Origin of the sequence: Paenibacillus tengchongensis (genome assembly GCF_008973665.1) — a bacterium.
Lineage (GTDB): Bacteria > Bacillota > Bacilli > Paenibacillales > Paenibacillaceae > Paenibacillus_AQ > Paenibacillus_AQ tengchongensis.
In genome coordinates this window covers 1-19,426 of the sequence record NZ_WACP01000021.1, presented here as the reverse complement: position 1 = coordinate 19,426, position 19,426 = coordinate 1, and the positions used below count along the sequence as shown (strand labels likewise).

At 53.4% G+C, this 19,426-nt stretch carries 13 protein-coding genes; 3 read left to right on the top strand and 10 right to left on the bottom strand.

Annotated elements, in window-relative coordinates; all coding sequences use genetic code 11:
- Nucleotides 1-248: 248 nt before the first annotated feature.
- From F1381_RS26140 to F1381_RS26130, 3 genes are all read left to right on the top strand, one after another.
- Nucleotides 249-506, top strand: a complete 258-nt coding sequence (locus F1381_RS26140) for a hypothetical protein (protein ID WP_151737765.1) — start codon at nt 249-251, stop codon at nt 504-506.
- A gap of 13 nt (nt 507-519) precedes the next feature.
- Nucleotides 520-1,404 carry a dipicolinate synthase subunit DpsA gene (gene dpsA / locus F1381_RS26135; protein WP_151737764.1) on the top strand — a complete coding sequence of 295 codons (885 nt, stop codon included), beginning with the start codon at nt 520-522 and terminating at the stop codon, nt 1,402-1,404.
- Between the two features lie 221 nt (nt 1,405-1,625).
- Nucleotides 1,626-2,642: a DUF1835 domain-containing protein gene (locus F1381_RS26130; protein ID WP_151737763.1), complete on the top strand. Its 1,017-nt coding sequence runs from the start codon at nt 1,626-1,628 to the stop codon at nt 2,640-2,642.
- 212 nt (nt 2,643-2,854) lie between these two features.
- On the opposite strand, the gene F1381_RS26125 is transcribed toward F1381_RS26130, so the two are convergent.
- From F1381_RS26125 to F1381_RS28515, 10 genes are all read right to left on the bottom strand, one after another.
- On the bottom strand, nt 2,855-3,817 hold the full coding sequence (locus F1381_RS26125) for a DUF5692 family protein (protein WP_151737762.1): 963 nt from the start codon (nt 3,815-3,817) through the stop codon (nt 2,855-2,857).
- A 249-nt stretch (nt 3,818-4,066) separates the two neighbouring features.
- Nucleotides 4,067-5,326 (bottom strand): flavin monoamine oxidase family protein, encoded by a 1,260-nt coding sequence (locus F1381_RS26120; protein WP_151737761.1) that lies wholly within the window; start codon nt 5,324-5,326, stop codon nt 4,067-4,069.
- Between the two features lie 6 nt (nt 5,327-5,332).
- Nucleotides 5,333-6,361, bottom strand: a complete 1,029-nt coding sequence (locus F1381_RS26115) for a helix-turn-helix domain-containing protein (protein WP_187355579.1) — start codon at nt 6,359-6,361, stop codon at nt 5,333-5,335.
- Nucleotides 6,362-6,506: 145 nt separating this feature from the next.
- Nucleotides 6,507-7,487, bottom strand: coding sequence for a M23 family metallopeptidase (locus F1381_RS26110; RefSeq protein WP_151737759.1), 981 nt, complete (start codon nt 7,485-7,487; stop codon nt 6,507-6,509).
- Entirely contained in the window at nt 7,471-8,631 is a 1,161-nt protein-coding gene (locus F1381_RS26105; protein WP_151737758.1) for a hypothetical protein, read from the bottom strand. Before F1381_RS26105 ends, F1381_RS26110 begins: the two co-directional genes overlap by 17 nt.
- 307 nt (nt 8,632-8,938) lie before the next feature.
- Nucleotides 8,939-10,402 carry a glycoside hydrolase family 1 protein gene (locus F1381_RS26100; RefSeq protein WP_151737757.1) on the bottom strand — a complete coding sequence of 488 codons (1,464 nt, stop codon included), beginning with the start codon at nt 10,400-10,402 and terminating at the stop codon, nt 8,939-8,941.
- 46 nt (nt 10,403-10,448) lie between these two features.
- Entirely contained in the window at nt 10,449-12,338 is a 1,890-nt protein-coding gene (locus F1381_RS26095; RefSeq protein ID WP_151737756.1) for a beta-glucoside-specific PTS transporter subunit IIABC, read from the bottom strand.
- 120 nt (nt 12,339-12,458) lie between these two features.
- Nucleotides 12,459-13,292: a BglG family transcription antiterminator LicT gene (gene licT, locus F1381_RS26090; RefSeq protein ID WP_151737755.1), complete on the bottom strand. Its 834-nt coding sequence runs from the start codon at nt 13,290-13,292 to the stop codon at nt 12,459-12,461.
- Between the two features lie 264 nt (nt 13,293-13,556).
- Nucleotides 13,557-18,773, bottom strand: a complete 5,217-nt coding sequence (locus F1381_RS26085) for a calcium-binding protein (protein WP_151737754.1) — start codon at nt 18,771-18,773, stop codon at nt 13,557-13,559.
- A 241-nt stretch (nt 18,774-19,014) separates the two neighbouring features.
- A partial coding sequence (locus tag F1381_RS28515; protein ID WP_187355578.1) for a hypothetical protein occupies nt 19,015-19,426 on the bottom strand: 412 nt, incomplete at its 5' end.

Below are 19,426 nucleotides of genomic sequence, written 5' to 3'. Positions count from 1 at the left end.
TCTTTTTATAACTTTTTTTGAATGTAAAATAGTTTTTGTCATATATTTCATTCACCTCCTTTTTATATTAATAGTTACCATAATATACTTTGTATTATTATGTCAATTAAATATATTTTCCCTCTCGGAATTAAGGGTGTTAAGTTTTGCGTTCCCTACGAAGTATTCGCTTTTCGGCATATAAACTTGGGGTTTATGTGATAAAATAATCCTAAATTTCCCTATTCCTCACAAGGAGTGAAACCGGGTTGAAGAAAACAAGCATCGTCTCTCTGGGCTTTTCCGTCATTTCCTGGATCTTGTTCTTCTCTGTCAGCAACAGCCGGCATTTGAATGATGTACTGGTGTTGGCTATCGTGTCTTTTGGAATAGGTGCGGCAAGTTTCTTTAACATCACCAAACTCTCTCTGATTGGATCGACAATTGCTATCGTGTTAAGCATGGGCCTGGCACTTATTTTGGTCGCGGTCATAACGTTAGGGGAATTTGTGAAACATGCGCAGTAGAAGGAGAAAAGCTATGTCACTACTAAATGGTAAAAAGGCTGTTGTCATCGGGGGCGATCTGCGTCAGCTCGAAGTGATCCGTATGCTGCTGGAGCAGCAGGCCGAAGTGAGTCTGGCCGGTTACGATGAACTGGCCCAGGTGCCGGAAGGAGCGGTAAAGGTACAATTGGAGCAAGGCCCCCTTGCCCAAGCCGATGCCATTATTCTTCCTGTTGCGGGAACCGGCAACGACGGCTCCGTCGAATCCAGCTTCACTTCCGAATCTCTCATGTTGACGGAGGAACTGGTTGCAGCCCTCCCAAAGCACGCCATCATCTTCACAGGAATCGCTAAAAGCTATCTGCGGGAAATATGCGAACGCTATACGTTGGCGCTGGTGGAGATCTTAGCCCGCGAAGACGTGGCGATCTACAATTCTATTCCCACTGCCGAAGGTGCAGTGATGATTGCCATCCAGCACACGGATGTCATGCTGCACGGCTCCCGCTGCATCGTGCTGGGCCTCGGACGGGTCGGCACCACGCTGGCCCGTACGCTGAAGGCACTGGGGGCGGATGTTGCGGTATGCGTGCATAAACCGGACGCCTACGCCCGGGCCTATGAAATGGGGCTGCAGCCTTTCTATCCCCCTGACTTGCCACAGCAGGCGGAACAAGCCGGCATCTTGTTCAATACGGTTCCGGCGCCGGTAATTACCCGGGACGTTATCTCCCGCTTACCGCGTCAAGCACTGATTATTGATCTCGCTTCCCATCCGGGCGGTACCGATTTTGCCTATGCAAAGGCGCAAGGCATACAAGCATTGCCGGCTCTGGGCCTGCCCGGAATCGTTGCTCCCCGCTCAGCGGGCCGGATTATCGGCAACGTGATTGTGGAAATGCTGGATGCCTTGAGTTAATGCAACGCTAACGGACCCCGGAGCCTTTATTGTTCTGTTTCGGGCTGATTGGGCAGCGTAACGGACCCCAGCGCTCTTATCTCTGCCAGTTGGCATAATGATGGGTCCATCCAGCAGGAATAAGGTTATCCGAGTCCTATACGCTTGCAAATCCTGAAGTTTAAGCCAAATAGAAACTTTACGGTCCGCTAGCAGCGGATAAGAAAGGAGCTGTCACTTGCATGAAGGGGATGCATGAAAAAATCGCACAGCTGGACGCTCAGGAAGCTAAAGGACTGCTGCATGCCTGCTTCATGAATATGCAGCGCCTGGCGGAAGGCAAGCTTGCCCCGGAGTATTGTGCCGCCGATTTGTCCGAAAGGCTTGAACGCCTGAGCGAAGCCAGGAAGCAGGATTACTACACGAGGATGTTTCCGCCGGGTCCGCTGACCCGTCTGCATATTATTTTCGGCGACTCCGCCGGGGGTAGTCTCAAAATGGCGCTGCGGCAGCTGGAGCTGAGCCCTAGTCATCAGGTGGTGGTACTCCGGGAACGCTACGAACTGGGACCGCTGGCGGATTGGGATCATCCGCAGGGGCGGACCTTGCGCTGGGAGTGGCTCCAGGAGCGGCTGAATGTTCACGATTCCGACAACGGTGCGGAGCTTGAAGAGGAATACTGGCTGAAGCAGTCGGAGTATCTTGCATCGCTCCCGTCCGGTGTCCCTATCACCATTTGGAGCGGATTCAACGGCTGTGAACAGACTGGTCTGCGGCATGCCGCTTATCTGTTGCGGAACCACCGGAATGCAATCTATGTGATTGCTCCCGACCAGGACAGCCATCTGCTCTTCGATACGGCAGAGGTGGTCCAGGACTACCGGCACAGCGGAGAGATCATACCGGAGAAATTAGCCGCCATCTTCAAGCACAATGAAGCCGCCTCCCCTCTATCTTCCGGTGAGCGGAGAAGTCTGGAGCAGGAATGGAATAACCTTACTTCAGCCGGAGAAGAGCTGCATTACCGGATTTGGGAAGCCGGGCAGCTGAGGGCCGTTGGCATCGATTATTTCGACGAGTACCTGCTGGGGAAAGCCCGTGAGCTGCAAAGCACACGCAAAGAAGGCGAATTTATGAAAGCCGCCCGGGTCATCGGCGAAGCGCTGGGATACAGCGAGCAATATGTGGGGGACGAATTTCTCGAATACAGATTGAGAGAGCTGGTTGCAGGATCAGAGCCGTGTAGGAAGCGAGGATGACACTCCCCAGCTCTTGCAGTGTATCCCAGCCGTAGCGTGCCAAAATAACGGCTGTAGGGTCCGTTCGCAGCAGAATTGCAGCAGGAGACTACGGCCAAGGAGCGGGTCACTGTCCGTCCTCCAATAAACGCAAAAGGGCCGATTCCTACAGCCATTTACGGCTATAGGAATCGGCCCTTTCTTTTACCGGAAGCAGACGCTTATCCCGCCACTCAAGCGGAGGCGCCGGTCACTCTCTTTTCCACAATATCTGCGCTGGTATCTTTCTCGTCCGCAATCGCCTTATAGGCGGCCAAATCGGTATAGATTTCCTCTTTGAGCGGATTGCGTTTGTGCTTGGCAATCTTGTAGATGTGGTAGACAAGCACAGCCACATTGGCAGCCAGAGACAGGCCGCTGACGACCCACAGCGCGGTTTCACTATGCGAAGACTGGACAGCGAACTTGGACTCGCCAACGAAGGACGGCACCGACATGGTGAACATCATCCAGATGGCCAGGGTCTGTGCACGGTGCTGCAGCCAGGCGCCCTTTTTGAAGAAGAAGGCCGGAATCGTGCAGGAGATCAGCAGCGCTGCGCCCGCATAGAAGGAATGGTCGGATACGGCATTGTACACATAAGCGAAATTCCAGATATCATAGGCGATAATCCAGAACCACAGCTGGTCCGGCCACAGCATATCCTTGGTCTTGTCTTTGCTGACGACAATGCCCATCCAGCCGGAGATGGTGATAATGTTCAGAATGCCCGCGATCCCGTTCATAATGTTCCAGGGACCGCCCACCATCATTACACCGTCGACCATGCCATCCAGACTGTACACCTGGAAATCGCGGATAACCGCTTCCAGGATATTGACGGCAAGGATGATCGCCGGGAACATCAATATGTATTTGTTGCTGCTCCAGCCCTTGATAAACCGGATGCCCATAAAGCCCAGACAGCCTGCCAGCGCGGAGTATACTTTAACCCAGTGGAACCAGGTACCGGTACTGGAGCCCTCGCCCGCCGTATTTGGCCATACGGCAATGGTCAGCACAATCGGCAGCGCCAGAAACAGAAACAGCGAGAACCATTTGCTCATCCGGGCGAATTCATTGACGATCATGAGTCCGGCCAGCACCGCCAGCCACATCAGCGCTGAGTACCAGGGAATCGATTCGAATAAAAACATGATTTTGCTCCTCCTTATTATATATGTTCATTATTGTTCTCCCCTCCAGAATACCCACAGTACCAGCTTTCATCAATCTCGCGGAAACCTTGATTTATCAACGTTCCTGAACTCTTCTTTCGAGTTAAGTTTACACTGCCGTCTGCCTGGGTCCGCAGCCCTGCCCCGAACCTGAATGACCCGCGGGCCAGCACAGAATCTGTTATTTCCTGCCTGCAACCTGTAAACCTAACTCCAATGTAAAATAAGTCAGAAGAACCGGTCGATCAGATGTTTGGCATACACAGTGCATTTCTCCAGGGTGGGAAAATTCATGATCTCCCCGGCAAAGTAAATATGGTCCCGCCCCTGCATCCGGTCAAGCTGCTCATAAAAGCCTTCGCGAAGCGCCGCTGCATCCACATGGGGGAAGTGCTCCCACCGCTTCATCATGTAGAACCTGAGATTGACTCCTCCGAGCCCGAGCAATGCCTGCTCCACCGCCTCCCGCATCTCCCGGTCGGTCATCCCCTCGTTCTCCGCCACATACACCGTGATCAAATCAGTATCTCCCAGATCCGCCCACCGGTGGTACCAGGCCATCATCTGTCCTCTGCGGCCGGGGTCCAGATTACCGGGAATATAACCGGACATCCGGGGGATGCCCTCCACCCGGTAGGCGTATACGCGAAACCGCTCATGCCTGATACGCCCGAGCAAGCTTTGCTCCTCCGCAGACAGATGCAGCAGCTTGGCGGCATTCGGCATGGATGCCGTATAAATTACCTTGTCATACCAGGCGGTCTCCTGATCCGTCTCTACACGCACCTTGCCGCTGGCATCCGCCTCGATCCGGCGCACTTCACAGGTCAGCCGCAAATCCTTCACTTGCTCCGCCATCCGTCTGACCAGCTCAGAAGCCCCCTCCGGCCAGGTTATCATATGCGTAATTTCAATAAAAGACAGCAGATCCTCATAGGTCAGAAATTTCAGCACGTAGGCTGCAGGCACCTCGTGTATGCTCCCGAAGCCAAAGGTGCTGAAGTAGTGCATGAAGACCTGCCGAATGACGGTCAGCCCGTTCTGCTCGCACCAGGAGGCGAAGGGCTGGCATAGCTCCTCCGGCAGACCCAGGAAGCCCGGCTCCTTCAGCCGTTCATAACGCTGCAGGATTTCGGGCAGCCGTTTGAACTCCCGGGTAAAGTCCGGCAGCTGATCCATGGGAATCTGCGAGGTTTTGCGCCCGTACAGATTATAGAAGCCGCGCTCCAGCAAAGGCCTCTGATCCGTGAGGCCGAATTCCGCCATCAGCTGCTTCGTGGCATAATAGGAGGGAAGCCCGATCAGCGTGCCCATTTCATAGGTTTTACCCTGATACAGAATGGAATAGCATTTGCCGCCGACACGGTCCGCTTTCTCCAGAACGGTCACCTGGCGGTAGCCCTTCTTCGCCAGATAGTGGGCGGCAGACACTCCGGATATTCCCGCACCGACAATGCAGACACTCTCCGCACTTTTCATGTTCTCCATCTTCCCTTATCTCCTTGTAAACAGCCACAGCGGCAGCACATCGCGTTGCCCCGTATATTCGAGCGCCACATCTGCGGGAATTTTACCCCGGTTAGGACCGCTGGCAATCACTCTGCCGAAGGTATAGGTGTTGATGTATTCCTGTAAGCGCTTCTCCAGGACGGCAAACGAATCGATACTTTCATCGCCCCAAGCCTGCCGGTAGAACTCCTCCGCCAGCACCGCAGCAAACTGCTGCAGCGGCGCAAAAATCTCATGATCCTCTGCGCTCACAGTCACCTGATTAATCTGATGCTTATGTAGAAATTCACTGTATTTATGTTTGCCCCGTTCCCAATTCGACGTAAATTCACGGCTCTGGCACGTTACCAGGTTCTCGATATTGAAATGGAGCGTCTTGAGCTGGGGAATGACCTTCAGATGCATAAATTCGATCACATGAATCGCCGACTTGCAGTTGTACAGCTTCACCATACCGAGTGTAGAGAAGACATCGTAGATGACATACTGGTACACCTTGCCGACCCGCGGAAAATGCCCCAGATAAAAAATTCCTTGCTGACAGATATAGCCCGGACGCGCATTACCCGGATCCTTCATTCTGAAATCCGGTAGCTTGACACTCCCCTTGTTCTTACGTGCACCATCCTTTGCCCCTGTACTCTGCCGTTTCCGTTCTTTGAGCGCTGCAGCATACAGCTCCCGCTGCGCTCTCCGGGTCAGCCCATGCCGCCGCAGCACATTGTAAATTCCGGTCTCACCTACCTTCACTCCTTCGTCCTGCAGCTCATAATAGATGCGCTTGGGCCCGTCCTCAGGGAATTTCGCGGCATGCTGCAGAATCAGCCGTTCCGTCTTCCTGTCCACCTTGTTCGGCATGACTGGCTTCCGCGGCTTCTCCGCGAGCCCTGCCATTCCGTGTTTATTGTAGGCTTCCTTCCATTTATAAAAGGCTGTCCGCGAAATGCCGGCCGCCTTGCAGACCTCCGCCACATTGTTCCCGATGGCTCCCTGCATCAGGATTTGATGCTTCATTGCCGCTTTCATACCCTCCACCCCCGCTGCCTTTATTCTATCAACAAACCGGGCGGTACAGGCGGCCGAGTTCCATCTTTATTATGAAAAGTAACAAGGCAGCCATCCTCCAAATTGGAGAACCGCTGCCTTGCCCTGATTCGAATTACGGCATGGTAAAGGATCTGTACTGGATAGACGATGTGAAGGCCGATGGAACCTTAGGCGGTTCCTTGTAATATTGCGGAAACAGCCCCCAGTTATCCGATGAAGAGGACATGTCTGCCCGGATGCCTGCCAGGTAATAGTAAACCGCCTGTCCGGAGCTTGCTACCGTACTAAAATCAAAATGCCAGCGGCCGGAGGAATTCCATTTATTCATTGTTTTGGGTGTGGAGCTCCAAGCCCCTGAACCGACTTTATAATACACCTCAACCCGGGCCAAATTCTCCCATGCTCCATCGTCCATCGTATATCCGGTAATATAAATGTTACTGCCTACCCTGGAATCCCCGGCCAAGTAGTCCAGCGATTCACCGTTGTTCCATGTGGAAGTGGAAGTATGCCTGTAAAAGTTATATAACTTATAAGTTACAGTTCCCGTTGAATTGGTACGGGCAAAATGGAGATGAGGCGGATAAACTTTATAACTGTCAATAGTTCCCACAATGGTCGATTTCGACACAACACTGCCTGCACTTAATGAACTGTTAGGCACAATATGAAGATATTTTATATAATAACCGTCGGGCGTCCCGTCATTGTTAATATCAAGATTGATAATAATATCTCCAAGCTGGCTGGAAGTTGAGGTCTGTTTGGAAACCACCTTCCCGCTGTAAATAGCATAAACATTTCTGCCCTCTGCCATTCTGATATCGGTTCCGCTATGGGGGCTGGTTCCTGTTGATCTGGGTTGATTGGCTTTACTGTTGACTGCTGTAAAATCATCGCCGCCGCTTGACGTCCGCGCAGGAGAATATGCATTTACAATGCCCTCCAGGCCGGATACCTCGGAAAAACCCTGTGTAAATGTATAAGCGCTCGCTGGGGTTTGAAACAGCAATACACCAACCGCCAGGAGCAGCATCTGCAATTTTACTATACGCTTCATTAGAACCCTCCTTTCCTTATAGTTGATTAACATCTACGATATACGTCTGTTGTTCGATAGACCCTTTTTTAATCTGTGTGACCAGTACATTTGCGGAATCGATCCAAGAGAAATCCTGGATTACATATCCCTCCTCCGGTTGTATGACACTCACTTGATCCCGGGATAAATCTCCTATCACATAAATGTTGGTATCAAAGCTGCCAGGGTCAGGATAATTCTTGATCGCCGCCAGTTTGCCAGACGGATCGGCCAGGATCTTCTCAACCCTTCCGATGCCTTTCTCAATCTTCACCGTACTGTCGTCTTCGAGATTCTTAATTTCAATTTGCCCTATCTGAGGAGCAATGAGGTAAGGGTACGCTATAGTCGTTTCCAAGGCTGCATTCTCTTGAACGGCTGTTTGTTCTCCGGTTACCAGATCAATTTTTACTAACTTCTCCTGATCTCTGATAAACGCTTCGTTCTCCCGGCCCCATCCGATGAATTCATAGGCACCTTCGTATACAACGGTTTCCTGCCGTGATGAAAGATCTTTCGTCCACAATTGGCCGCTGCCCCCCTCATTCTGAACCACATTCCGATTGCTGTAATAGATTAGACGTTCTCCTGAAGGATTGATATGCGGCCGTTCCGCCCAAACCAAAGGGATGTCTTCGATTGTTTTTTTACTTAATTCGTTAAAATTGTATTGATCGACCTGATCCAAAAGCAGCTTATCAATGGATCCGCTTTCAATATTCAGGCTGTAAATTGAATGGTTGTACTCAAGGATATATTGGGCACTGCCCGGGACCGCGTTTAAGGCGTAACCTTCGTTTGAATCAGGAAGCACCACATTTTTCCCGTCTTTCTGGACATATGAAAAAGATAATTGCTCCTGTGCTCCATCAAGGTTAAACACTGCCGATTTTACCTTCAGCGATTCCTTGGCTACGCGGTTACTGCTGTTCAACTGAATGGATTGGACGCTGAATTCCTTCGTTGCTTTGCCGGTTACGGGATCAATAGACTCAGCAATTTCCTGTTTGGATTCAAGGTCCTGCTCCGAATAAATTACACCTTCTGTCGATTTAAGATCACCTGAGAACCTGTTTGCAATAGCCCCGTAAACCGTTCCGGATACAACGGCAACTAATAGAACGGAGCCTGCGATAAGAGCTACCTTCTTCTTCATTCTGCATTCTCCTAACGTTATTTTTTGAATACGCCTCCCAACATCCTCCTTATTTATAATTACAACAATTATACATATAACAACTCTTTTTAACAGTTTTTCGATAAAAATACTCTTCGTTCGACAGGTAAATAAGCCATTTCACCTACTGGATTCGGCTTCATTCCCCTTCCCCTCCATGGCTTGCTTCCAACCATCGCCAATGTCGGACGCAAAAAGGCAGCCATTCTCCAACTCGGAGAACCGCTGCCCTTGCTGCCCATCTATTTTGAACCGTTATATGGATTCACCCTCTGTAAGGGACCGCCTACTCCATGTCCTCGCCGTTCGAACGGATCGCATTCTGGTACCAGTAAAAGCTCTTCTTGCGGAACCGGTTCAGCGTGCCCTTGCCATGATCATCCTGGTCCACATAAATGACGCCGTAACGCTTGGACATTTCCGAGGTTGAAGCGCTGATGATGTCGATAGCGCCCCAGCTCGTGTAGCCCATCACCTCAACCCCGTCCATAATCGCTTCCTTGACCTGCGTCAGATGCTTGCGGAAGTAGTCAATCCGGTAATCGTCGTTGACTGTGCCGTCCGCTTCCAGTGTGTCCTTGGCGCCCAGCCCGTTCTCGACAATGAACAGCGGCACGCGGTAGCGGTCATACATCTCTTTCAGAGCGGTCCGCAGGCCAATCGGATCAAGCTGCCAGCCCCATTCCGTCCGCTCCAGGTTCGGATTCTTGACGGTGCTGAACAGATTGGCCCCGGTCACCCCGTATTTTTCCGGCTCTGTAGTCGAGACCAGAGAGGTGTAGTAGCTGAAGGAGATAAAGTCCACCGTATTCTCCCGCAGAATCTGCTCATCCCCCGGTTCCACAGCCAGTTCAATCCCGTTCTCCTGAAAATAGCGTCCGATAAACGCCGGATATTCGCCCCGGACCTGAACATCGGTATGCAGCAGGTTCAGCTGGTTATCGACCAGCGCCTGGTGCACATCCTCCGGACGGCTTGTCGCCGGATAATGGATCATGCGGGCCAGCATGCAGCCGATGCGGAATTCAGGATTGATCTCACGGCCGAGCTTCGTAGCCAGACTGCTGGCAACAAACTGATGATGCAGTGCCTGATACGAAGCCTGACGGATGTTATCCACCCGGTCCTCCACCACACCGCCGCCGGTGAACGGTTCGATGACCGTCGTATTGATTTCATTGAAGGTCAGCCAGTATTTCACCTTGTTCTTATAGCGGTTCATTACCGTTTCGGCATAGTTCAGATAAAAATCGATGACCTTCCGGTTCGCCCACCCGCCATAATTCTGCACGAGCGTCATCGGCATCTCGTAGTGGGAGAGCGTAACCACCGGTTCAATGCCGTATTTGCGCAGCTCGTCGAACACATGATCATAGAACTGCAGTCCCCGTTCATTGGGCTGCGCGTCATCGCCGTTCGGGAAGATCCGCGCCCAGTTGATCGACAGCCGGAACGCCTTGAACCCCAGCTCGGCGAACAGGGCAATGTCCTCCTTGTACCGGTGGTAGAAATCAATGCCGTAGCGCTTGGGATACCCTTCCGCACTGTCATGCGCCATTGCCCGCTCAATTGATGCGCTGGTGACATGCATCAGCTCGCGGAGGTTGACATAGTCCTTCTTCTCGAAATACGGTACCATATCTGCGGTCGACAAGCCTTTGCCGTCCTCATTAAACGCCCCCTCCGCCTGATTGGCGGCAATGGCACCGCCCCACAGGAAGTTATCTGGGAATCCGTTCACAGTCTTCATTAATGTTCAGCTCCTTATTCAGATGGGTTCAATTATTGTCCTGATGTTATACTTCGACCTTCAGCACCGGCTGCTTCATGGAAATCTCCCCGAACTCCACCGGGGCAACCGACTTGTACTCATCCGTATTGGTAACTACCATTGCCGTGGTAATGTCGTACTGCTCGGCAATCTTGTCCAGCTCAAAGCTGAGCAGCTTATCTCCGGTCGATACCTTGTCTCCGGTCTGGACATGAGCCGTGAAATACTGGCCCTTCAGCTTGACCGTATTGATGCCGACATGGATTAACAGCTCCACGCCGTCCCGGCTGCGGATGACCAGCGCGTGCTTTGTCTTGAACACATTCATCACGGTTCCGTTGACCGGGGAGACCAGCTCACCCTTGGACGGCACAAAGCCGATGCCTTTGCCCATCATCTCTTCGCCGAAGGTCGGATCATTCACTTCCGTCAGCGGAATGGCCTTGCCCTGCAGCGGGGACCATACCGTTTCATTGGTGAGCTCAATCTGTACATCTTCCACTACTTCAACCGGTGCGGCAGTTGTCTCGTTCACTTCCTTGATATCTGCATTGTCCACGGTCTCCTCGTTGATGCCCAGCAGGACGGAAACGATCAGCGAGACGACAAAGGCGATGGCCAAACCGCCGATCGCATACCAGAACGTCGATCCAATGAACGCCGGAATGCCGGGGATCCCGCCGTTGCCGGCCAGTACGTAAGCGTTGACGCCGAACATCAGGGCGAAGCCGCCGCCCGCCGCACTGCCGATCATCCCGGCCAGAAACGGCTTCTTGTAGCGCATATTGACCCCGTACATCGCCGGTTCCGTAACCCCCATCAGGGCGGTCAGTGAAGTGGAGAGCGCCAGGGATTTCAGCTTCTTGTCCTTCGCGCGGAAGAACACGCCAGCGGTTGCACCCGCTTGTCCCATATTGGAGATATAAGTCAGCGGCAGGAACTTGTCGAAGCCCACGGTTGCCAGATTGCTGAGAATGACCGGCACCAGCGCGTAGTGCATCCCGGTCATCACAATGAGCGCCATGGCGCCGCCCAGGATAATGCCTGCAACCAGTCCGCCTTCGACGATCAGCCAGTTAATTCCGCCCGACAGGCCGTTGCCGATAAACGTGCCCAGCGGTCCGATGACAATCATCGTTACCGGAACAACGATCAGCAGACTGAACAGCGGCACCAGCAGCAGCTTCAGCGAAGCGGGGATGATGCGGTTAAAGCCTTTTTCCACATAAGACAGCAGCCACACAGCCAGCAGAATCGGAATAACCGATGACGCATAGGTTACCGACGTTACCGGAATGCCGAGGAAGGCCACCGGATCGCCGCTCGACAGCAAGGCGGTCACATCCGGGCTCATCAGCGCCATACTGACGGCGGCGGCGACGAACGGGTTGGCATTGAACTTACGCGCGGCACTGAAGGCGATCAGCATCGGCAGGAAGTGGAATACCCCGTCGCCGATGGCCGAAATAATCCGGTACGTATCCGAACCGGCGGCCAGCCAGCCCAGCGAGACGAACAGGGCGATGAAGCCCTTCAGCAGACCCGCTCCGGCAATGGCCGGAAGGATCGGTGCGAACACACTTGCAATGAATTCAAACACCCGCGAAATGACGTTCTTCGATTTGTTGTCCTTGTCTTCTTTGCCCTCCCCGCCCTTGGAGTCCTTCAGCGCAGGGTACTCCTTGACCAGAGCGTCAAATACTTTCGGCACATCATTGCCGACAATGACTTGGAACTGATCGCCGGAAATATTGGTGCCCATGACTTTATCCAGGCTCTCCAGCTGCTTTTTATCGGCTTTGCCGTTGTCCTTCAGATCGAACCGCAGCCGGGTGATGCAGTGGTACACGGAATTGATATTTTTGGCTCCGCCGACGCCTTCCACAATTTTGTTGGCCGTTTCTTGATGATTCAAGCTAATCCCTCCGATTTTCAGATATGCCAAAAACCCGAACGAAACAAGGTATGCGGAGTGCACCTCCGTACCTTCTCATTCGGGTTTTGCCTGATTGAACAGTAACAAGCCCAGGTGGCGTTATTTTCTTTTCATCATCCGTTCCAGATGCAGGGTTAAGTACAGTTGCTCCGAATGAGTCATGTGATAGCCGTAGTTTTTTTGAAGAAAGCGCTCAACTTTTTGGATACAGGCAAAGGTCTGCTTGTAATTCTTGCGCACAACGTCGTACAGATACTCCTCGGTATCGTCATGGCTGGAATGTGTAATCACCCGCTGGCAGAAATATTTCAAATGAGTGATGAACCGGAAATAATTCACGCTGTCCTCATCAAAATCTACGTTAAAGTGATATTTGATAATATTCATGATCTCCTGCAGCAGCTGCATCAGGTGGGTCACATCATTCATCGAGTCATTGACTTCCGCATTGATAAAATGCAGGGCAATGTTGCTGATTTCCTCCTTGGGAAACTCGATGCCCAGCCGCTCGCGCAGCAGTGTCAGCGATTCTTTGGCCACATCATACTCCGCCTTATAGAAATGCTGAACCTCCCAAGACAGCGGGTTGGCGACAATCAGATTGTCCTTGATGCGCCTGGTCGCAAAATGGATATGGTCGGACAAGGACACATAGATGCCGTCGCTGATACTCTTGTTCAGCTGTGTGCGCGCCAGGCTTACAATATCGTCGGTTACCTGCAGAATTTCGAGGGGCGTATCCATCAGCGAAGCCTTGAATTTCTCCTGAATCGCTTCGTCCTGCAGGTGGAACACCTTCTCCACCCGGCTCTCGTCAATCACATCCCCGACACGGCTACTGAAACCGATGCCCCGGCCGAGGATCAGCAGTTCCTTCCCCTTGTCGTCAAGAGTGCTGACGATATTGTTGTTGAAGATCTGTTTGATAATCATAGCAACCACCTATTTTTGAGGAAAATAAAAAGCGGGCAAACGACAACAGAACAAAGCACATTATACAATGCACTTCAGATCTATTGTGGTTTTGCCCGCGTTACCGGTAACAAGCCTCACCATAAAAATAGCACAGGGTCTCAGCATTGTCCACCCTAAAAAATTTCCTGATGCCAAAACCAATGGGAGTTAGCATGTGTGGATTACGGATGAATTATTCCTGAAATTCCCGCAAGTATGTCCGTTTTTTGACCGTAGCCCATTTTATGAGTTAGAGGTCCAGAATGAAGCCAGCACCTGAAGCGCCTCATCTTTCCGTTCATTTAAAGCTTGCGACCAATCCAGGCCCGCCGAAGACGAAAAGGTGGACATGGCTTGAATCAACTGATTTACCTGGGTATTCATCAGCGTACGGCCGTCGCTGGTTTGAAACACTTCAGTCTGATAGCTGGTTCCGGATTGCCAGTTGGAAATTTGCAGCTGATCCTTGGCCCCGGCAAGTTTAATCAGCAGATGATTGCCGCTCTTTTCAAAGATGACATCCTCATAGCTCAATTGGAACTCCACCACGTCCGCTGTGCCGCCTGCCTCCACAATCGTGTCGTTGCCGTAGCCCTTGCCGAAGATGTAGGTGTCGCTGCCTTCGAGGCCGGTGTAGCTGCCACTCCGCTGATCTCCGTACAGCGTGTCGTTCCCGGCTCCGCCGTCCAGCACATCACTGCCCGTGCTGCCGAAAAGCACATCTCCGCCTTCTCCGCCATACAGCAGGTCGTTGCCGTCATAGCCGTACAGGCTGTCGTTCCCTGCCAGCCCATAGATCCGGTCATGGACGTTGTTCAGGCCATTCAGCGAATCTCCCGCTTCCGTGCCCAAGGTCAGCACATTCGCTTCCAGCTCCGTCTGGCTCCAAACTGTGCCGTCTGCAAATGCCACACTCTCCACCTTATACGCGGCAGCCGAGAAGTAATTGCTGATCAGCAGGCGCTCGCCGCTTTCCTTGATCCGCAGCACCAGGCTGCCGCTCTCCTGCAGCACGTCCACCTCTCCCGGGTTCACTCCGAGCTGCACAACGTCCGCAGTACCTCCGCCTTCCACAATCGTATCGTTGCCGTAGCCCTTGCCGAAGATGTAAGTGTCGCTGCCTTCGAGGCCAGTGTAACTGCCACTTCGCTGATCTCCGTACAGCGTGTCGTTCCCGGCTCCCCCGTCCAGCACGTCACTGCCCGTGCTGCCGAAAAGCACATCCCCGCCGTCTCCGCCGTACAGCAGGTCGTTGCCGTCATAGCCGTACAGGCTGTCGTTCCCTGCCAGCCCATAGATCCGGTCATGGACGTTGTTCAGGCCATTCAGCGAATCTCCCGCTTCCGTGCCCAAGGTCAGCACGTTCGCTTCCAGCTCCGTCTGGCTCCAGACTGTGCCGTCCGCAAATGCCACACTCTCCACCTTGTATGCGGCAGCCGAGAAGTAATTGCTGATCAGCAGGCGCTCGCCGCTTCCCTTGATCCGCAGCACCAGGCTGCCGCTCTCCTGCAGCACGTCCACCTCTCCCGGGTTCACTCCGAGCTGCACAACGTCCGCAGTACCTCCGCCTTCCACAATCGTATCGTTGCCGTAGCCCTTGCCGAAGATGTAGGTGTCGCTGCCTTCTGCACCGGTGTAACTGCCACTCCGCTGATCTCCGTACAGCGTGTCGTTCCCGGCTCCGCCGTCCAGCACGTCACTGCCCGTGCTGCCGAAAAGCACATCTCCCCCGTCTCCCCCGTACAGCAGGTCGTTGCCGTCATAGCCGTACAGGCTGTCGTTCCCTGCCAGCCCATAGATCCGGTCATGGACGTTGTTCAGGCCATTCAGCGAATCGGCCGCTTCCGTACCCAAGGTCAGCACATTCGCTTCCAGTTCAGTCTGGCTCCAGACTGTGCCGTCTGCAAATGCCACACTCTCCACCTTATACGCGGCAGCCGAGAAGTAATTGCTGATCAGCAGGCGCTCGCCGCTTTCCTTGATCCGCAGCACCAGGCTGCCGCTCTCCTGCAGCACCTCCACATCTCCCGGATTTACCCCGAGCTGCACTACGTCCGCAGTACCTCCGCCTTCCACAATCGTATCGTTGCCGTAGCCCTTGCCGAAGATGTAGGTGTCGCTGCCTTCTGCACCGATGTAACTGCCACTCCGCTGATCTCCGTACAGCGTGTCGTTCCCGGCTCCCCCGTCCAGCACGTCACTGCCCGTGCTGCCGAAAAGCACATCCCCGCCTTCTCCGCCGTACAGCAGGTCGTTGCCGTCATAGCCGTACAGGCTGTCGTTCCCTGCCAGCCCATAGATCCGGTCATGGACGTTGTTCAGGCCATTCAGCGAATCTCCCGCTTCCGTACCCAAGGTCAGCACATTCGCTTCCAGCTCCGTCTGGCTCCAGACTGTGCCGTCTGCAAATGCCACACTCTCCACCTTATACGCGGCAGCCGAGAAGTAATTGCTGATCAGCAGGCGCTCGCCGCTTTCCTTGATCCGCAGCACCAGGCTGCCGCTCTCCTGCAGCACGTCCACATCTCCCGGGTTCACTCCGAGCTGCACCACGTCCGCTGCGCCGCCTGCCTCCACAATCGTGTCGTTGCCGTAGCCCTTGCCGAAGATGTAGGTGTCGCTGCCTTCCACGCCAGTGTAACTGCCACTCCGCTGATCTCCGTACAGCGTGTCGTTCCCGGCTCCCCCGTCCAGCACATCACTGCCCGTGCTGCCGAAAAGCACATCCCCGCCGTCTCCGCCGTACAGCAGGTCGTTGCCGTCATAGCCGTACAGGCTGTCGTTCCCCGCCAGCCCATAGATCCGGTCATGGACGTTGTTCAGGCCATTCAGCGAATCTCCCGCTTCCGTGCCCAAAGTCAGCACGTTCGCTTCCAGCTCCGTCTGGCTCCAGACTGTGCCGTCCGCAAATGCGATACTCTCCACCTTGTACGCGGCAGCCGAGAAGTAATTGCTGATCAGCAGGCGCTCGCCGCTTCCCTTGATCCGCAGCACCAGGCTGCCGCTCTCCTGCAGCACGTCCACCTCTCCCGGGTTCACTCCGAGCTGCACAACGTCCGCAGTACCTCCGCCTTCCACAATCGTATCGTTGCCGTAGCCCTTGCCGAAGATGTAGGTGTCGCTGCCTTCTGCACCGGTGTAACTGCCACTCCGCTGATCTCCGTACAGCGTGTCGTTCCCCGCTCCCCCGTCCAGCACGTCACTGCCCGTGCTGCCGAAAAGCACATCTCCCCCGTCTCCGCCGTACAGCAGGTCGTTGCCGTCCTCACCGTACAGGCTATCGTTTTCGGAACCTCCGTACACTTGATCATCCCCGGCGTTGCCGTATAAATTGTCGCTGCCCTCACCGCCGTGTAAATAATCGTTGCCAGCGTCGCCGCTGATGCTATCGTTGCCGTCAATACCGAAAATCAGATCGCGATTGGCCGTACCTGTTAACCCGTCGCCGCTATCCGTTCCCAGGCGGATGGCTCCGGTCTCAGCAATGGCTTTGGCCAGCTCGCTGTCCGTGGAAGCGTACCGCAGCATTAAATCTTCGAACGGCTGCCGCGCCACCGTCTGCTCCAGCGCCATCAATGTGAAGCTCTGCAGCAGATTCACGCCAAGCTCACGGTTGTCCTGCAGAAGTCCGTCGAGATATTGCTGCACTTTGGCAAGTCCGATGGTCGCCGTTTCTCCAGTCAGATCAACAATATAGCTCATCCGCTCTAGTATGGGCTTCAAGTGGCTCTGCTTGAGCAGCTGTACCCATATCCGGTTGCTGAATCCTTCATATACCCCCATAATGGCGGCGGCTGCAGCCGTTCCCGGATTGCTTCCGGTGGTCCCCACGAACGGTTCGTTCATCAATTTCTCCACAACCGCCAGCTTCCGGGCATCAATATTGGTGCCTCTACCGGTTGGACTGACATTGTCGCTGCCCGTCCATTTATAGAGGATCTGCTCCAGCAGGCTTTTCTGCTCTGCATAATCCGGCGTCGCCACAAACTGTTCCACCAGCGCCTGCAGTCCCGCATCCTGTGCCATCGCCACCGCCAGCTGCCTTACCTGTCCATACCCGCGCACATTCGGCAGCTTACGCACCGAGTCCGGAAGGTCGCCGGTTACAAGATCCAGTGTGTCTATTTTGCTGGCGCCCAGCCACAGATCGCCTGCCTGATGAATGCTTCCGTCCGTTTTTTCAAATGTAAAGCCCAGGGTTTCCGCATTCACCGCCGTCAGATCCAGCGCTGTTACGCCCATTTCAGACAGACTGTGCAATTCTTCCGCTGCCGCCAGCCCGTCCCGGTTCGAGTCGGTCCAAATTTGCAGCTCTCCAAATACAGCATCTGCAGCGTCAATCCGGCGATCTCCATTGTCGTCCACATCAAGCAGCGCCTCAATACCGTCTTGTGCAAGATTACCGTTTTTTAAAAAAGTGGCGTCCCCGAATAATTCGCGTCCATTGTCCACCTTGCCGTTCCCGTTCAGATCGCGGACCAATAGTCCGTCGCCCGGCTTCACCCACTGCCCTTTCTCGGCAAACCCGTCCGCATTGAAGTCGAAATAAGCGCCCAGCGCCTGTGCTGTCACTTCAATCCCGTTCCCATCCAGATCGAGTATGACCGGGTCGCGGTATGGCACCGGATCGGTCACGGTTGTGGAGCCCATATATTCTTCATAGAGCTCATAGACCTCAGGGTATGTCGCTTTGGCCATTTCTTCCTCGCCAAGTGCAACATACTGTTGAATCATCCGCAGCTGATAGTCAATAATGTCAGCCCGCGCCGCATTAAGCAGTTCGCTCCCTACCGTTAATAATCCGTTCAGATACATATCCATAAACAGCGGTGATAACTTGCCCGGCAACAGCCCGCCCACCGAAAGAATATCCTGCAGATCTTTGAGGGGATCCATGGTCAGCAGATCGCCTTCGGCGAGATCAGCCACCGCTTTGAGTGCATCCTCGGCCGTTTTGATCCGGTCAACCACATCTCCGATCTTTCCCACTACAGACAGCCCGCTGTCCAAGTGGCCCAGCAATCCGTCACCCCCGCTAAGCGCGCCGCTGACTTGGGTGATGGCTTCGAAAGATCCTGGAGAATAGCCGTCCAACAGTTGGTCGATGCTGATCTGTCCACCATTTAATATCCGGTCCACAGTATCGATGAAGCTTTCTTCTTCAATCGTTTCAAAACGGGACAGCCCGATAAAATTGCCATTCTGGGACACAAATACAAATCCGTCCTCCTGAAACTGAAACGAATACGTCCCTCCGGTATTTAAGTACACGCCTTGTTTCAATTGCTCCAAGGAAGGAATCGGAATATCCCGGTACCATTCCCCGTTGATCATAATGCTCAGTTGGTCATTATTTTGCACAAGGGTGATTTCATCTCCGGAGCCGGTACGTACTGCTTGGCTTTTGAGCAGGTAATACTCAGCAAGCGCCTGCAATTGTCCTTCGAAATTAATTGCCATCCGTGTTCTCTCCCTTTCAGATCAAATGGTTAAGAAGCAAGCTAAGGTAGGGACATCACCTCTCACAACAGGTTTGGGAATGTAAACCTTTTAATCCTTTTTTATCCGAAAAGATCATACCACGGCCATCCGCGAATCCATGTCGATTTTTGTAAATTTCGATAAAAATAAAGCAAGCAAGCCATCGCGCAACCGCCGCAATAGCTTGCTTGTGAAGAAAGCTGTCCATTCTTTTGCAGAATTATGCCTTAGGGCTCCAGAATTGTGCCAATATCTGCTGAGTATCTTCTTTGCGCTGGCTTAACGCCTGTGACCAGTCCATGCCCTGGGCCGTTGTAAAGGAGGCCATAGCCTGGATTAGCTGATCGACCTGGGTGTTCAGTAATCTCCGGCCGCCTTGGGTCTGAAATACTTCTGTCTGATAGCTGCCGGACGACTGCCAGCCGGAGACCATTAAGGAATCGGTGGAATCGGCAACCCGAAGAAGGAGATTGCTGCCGCTTTTTTCAAAAATAACTTCCTCGCAGTCTAGCTTCAGTTCAACGGTATCCTTCCCCCCGCCGTATTCCACAATCGTGTCGTTGCCGTATCCTTTGCCGAACACATACGTGTCATTGCCGTTATAATCCGTAGAGTACCCGCTGCTGTTGCGG

Excerpts from the sequence above, each read along its gene's own strand:
- dpsA (WP_151737764.1), top strand. The coding sequence starts at position 520 with ATGTCACTACTAAATGGTAAAAAGGCTGTTGTCATCGGGGGCGATCTG.
- F1381_RS26130 (WP_151737763.1), top strand. The coding sequence starts at position 1,626 with ATGAAGGGGATGCATGAAAAAATCGCACAGCTGGACGCTCAGGAAGCT.
- F1381_RS26125 (WP_151737762.1), bottom strand. The coding sequence starts at position 3,817 with ATGTTTTTATTCGAATCGATTCCCTGGTACTCAGCGCTGATGTGGCTG.
- F1381_RS26120 (WP_151737761.1), bottom strand. The coding sequence starts at position 5,326 with ATGGAGAACATGAAAAGTGCGGAGAGTGTCTGCATTGTCGGTGCGGGA.
- F1381_RS26115 (WP_187355579.1), bottom strand. The coding sequence starts at position 6,361 with ATGAAGCATCAAATCCTGATGCAGGGAGCCATCGGGAACAATGTGGCG.
- F1381_RS26110 (WP_151737759.1), bottom strand. The coding sequence starts at position 7,487 with ATGTTAATCAACTATAAGGAAAGGAGGGTTCTAATGAAGCGTATAGTA.
- F1381_RS26105 (WP_151737758.1), bottom strand. The coding sequence starts at position 8,631 with ATGAAGAAGAAGGTAGCTCTTATCGCAGGCTCCGTTCTATTAGTTGCC.
- F1381_RS26100 (WP_151737757.1), bottom strand. The coding sequence starts at position 10,402 with ATGAAGACTGTGAACGGATTCCCAGATAACTTCCTGTGGGGCGGTGCC.
- licT (WP_151737755.1), bottom strand. The coding sequence starts at position 13,292 with ATGATTATCAAACAGATCTTCAACAACAATATCGTCAGCACTCTTGAC.
- F1381_RS26085 (WP_151737754.1), bottom strand. The coding sequence starts at position 18,773 with ATGGCAATTAATTTCGAAGGACAATTGCAGGCGCTTGCTGAGTATTAC.